Origin of the sequence: Jatrophihabitans lederbergiae (assembly GCF_031845305.1) — a bacterium.
GTDB lineage: Bacteria > Actinomycetota > Actinomycetes > Mycobacteriales > Jatrophihabitantaceae > Jatrophihabitans_A > Jatrophihabitans_A lederbergiae.
The window spans coordinates 1-343 of the sequence record NZ_JAVREH010000239.1; the positions used below are offsets into that span (position 1 = coordinate 1).

Here is a 343-nt window from a genome sequence, read left to right on the forward strand (position 1 = left end):
CAGGGGATTCTCTGGCAGCGGCTCGGCCAGACGCACAGCACCCGGCAGTCGCCGTGGGTGGCCTGTTGTGTCCAGACCGTGCTGGCCTTCGTGGTGGTGCTCGGCTTCGCGCTGGCCGGCCGCGATCTGTTCACTTGGCTCACCGGCATCGGCGCGGTCGGCGTTATCCTGCTGCAATCGATGGCCGGGGTTGCGATCATCGTCTTCTTCCGAAAGACGAATCTCGACCGACGGGTGTGGAATACGCTAATCGCCCCGATCACCAGCCTGGCCGGCCTGCTCACCTTGCTGTTCTTCGCGTTTAAGAACCTGACCACTCTGGTCGGTGCGAAGGGCGCGATCG

Annotated in this window: 1 pseudogene; it reads left to right on the forward strand. The window is 64.1% G+C overall.

What is annotated here, in order from left to right:
- Positions 1-57 precede the first annotated feature (57 nt).
- Positions 58-343, forward strand: a pseudogene (locus tag RM423_RS25120) (hypothetical protein); the annotation flags it as partial.